Source organism: Nonomuraea maheshkhaliensis, from assembly GCF_039529435.1.
In the GTDB taxonomy this organism is placed as follows: Bacteria; Actinomycetota; Actinomycetes; order Streptosporangiales; family Streptosporangiaceae; genus Nonomuraea; species Nonomuraea maheshkhaliensis.
Genome location: NZ_BAAAMU010000293.1, coordinates 1 through 1906 on the forward strand (window position 1 = coordinate 1; position 1906 = coordinate 1906).

The 1906-nt window shown below is 70.2% G+C and carries 2 protein-coding genes; both read right to left on the reverse strand.

Annotation, left to right across the window (positions count from 1 at the left end; translation table 11 throughout):
- On the reverse strand, positions 1 to 1638 hold a 1638-nt coding region (locus tag ABFX54_RS56430; protein WP_346115580.1), incomplete at its 3' end, for a condensation domain-containing protein.
- On the reverse strand, positions 1635 to 1906 hold a 272-nt coding region (locus ABFX54_RS56435; RefSeq protein ID WP_346115581.1), incomplete at its 5' end, for a phosphopantetheine-binding protein. The genes ABFX54_RS56435 and ABFX54_RS56430, both read right to left, overlap by 4 nt.

Consider the following 1906-nt stretch of genomic DNA (forward strand, 5'->3'; position numbering starts at 1 on the left):
CAACGCGACGACCAGATCAACCCCACGCTCCAAACACACCCCCACCACCGACTCCAACCCCACACCCCGACCAACCAACAACCCCGCCACCCGGTTCGCCCGCACATCCAACTCAGCAAACGACAACCCCACCCCATCCGACCCCACCACCGCCACCGCACCCGGCGACCGCACCACCTGCGACTCCCACAACTCCACCAACGACCCCGCCGACCCCGCCGACACCCCCACACCCGTCCCGTTCCACCCCTCCACCACCTGACGCCACTCACCCTCACCCATCACCTCAACCCCACTCAGCCGAGTCCCGGGGTCAGCGGTGACCGCGTCCAGAACCCGTACCAACCGACCGACCAGCACCTCCACCGACTCGCGATCGAACAGGTCGGCCGCCGCCACCACCGACCCACGCAGCCCCGCAGGCACATCCCCGGCGCCGAACATCTCGCCCAGTGTGAAGTCCAGGTCGAATTTCGCCGCCGACATCCCGGCGGTGACCTCCGCCGACACCGCGCCGGACGGCCCACCCGCCCGTACTCCCGGCAGTTCCAGCTCCGCCTCGGTGTTCGTGGTGGACTGGACCTTGAACATCACCTGGAACAGCGGATGCCGCGCCATCGACCGCGTCGGCGCCAGCTCCTCCACCAGGCGGTCGAACGGCAACTCCTGGTGCGCGAACGCGCTCCATCCGGTCTGCCGGACGCGGGAGAGCACCTGCGTGAAGGTGGGGTCGCCGGACAGGTCCGTACGCAGCACCACGTTGTTGACGAAGAACCCGACCAGGTCGTCGAGCGCGACATCGGTACGACCGGCCACCGTCGTGCCGACGGCGACGTCGGTGCCCGCGCCCAGCCGCGACAGCAGCACGACCAGCGCGGCCTGCAGCACCATGAACGTGGTCGCGCCCTCGGCCCGTGCCAGCTCCGCCACCCGGGCGTGCACTTCGGCCGGCACCTCGATCGGCACCGTGTGCCCCCGGTGCGAGGCCACGGCCGGACGGGGCCGGTCGTAGGGCAGTTCGAGCTCCTCCGACAGGCCGGCCAGGGTCTCCCGCCAGTAGGCCAGCTGGGTGGAGACGAGGCTGTCCTGGTCGTTCTCGTCGCCGAGCAGTTCCCGCTGCCAGAGCGTGTAGTCGGCGTACTGGACGGGCAGCGGCTCCCAGTCCGGCGCCCGCCCGTCGCACCGAGCGGCGTACGCGACCGACACGTCCCGCGCCAGCGGCCCCATCGACCAGCCGTCACTCGCGATGTGGTGGACGACGACCACGAGCACCCGCTCGTCCGCCCCTGCCTCGAAAAGCCACGCCCTGATCGGCACCTCAGCCGCCAGGTCGAAGGCGTACGCCGCCGCCTCGGACACCTTCGCGGGCAGGTCGGCCGCGGCGACCTCGACCACGGCCAGCTCCCACGCCAGCTCCTCGACCGGCACGATGTGCTGGTAGGGCTCCCCCTCCACGTCGGGGAAGACCGTCCGCAGCACCTCGTGCCGCCCGATCACGTCCCGCAACGCCGCGTTCAGCGCCGCGACGTCCACCTCGCCGGACAGTGACAGCACGACGGGCATGTTGTACGTGGCGCTCGGCCCTTCCGACCGGGTGACGAACCACAACCGGCGCTGCGCGAACGACAACGGAATCATGAGGACTCCTTCTGAGTACGCGTGTTCTGAGTACGCATGGGCCGCAACGCCGGCCTCGCCGACTTGAGATCACCAAGCTGTCGTGCAAGTCCCGCGACCGTCGGGGTCTCCAGCAGGACCTTCAACGGCACCTCCACCCCGAGCGCCGCCCGGATCTGACTGACCAGCCGCACCGCCAGCAGCGAGTGCCCGCCGAGCCGGAAGAAGTCGTCATCCACCCCGACGCTGTCCAGGCGCAGGACGTGCGCGAACGCCGCACACAGGACCT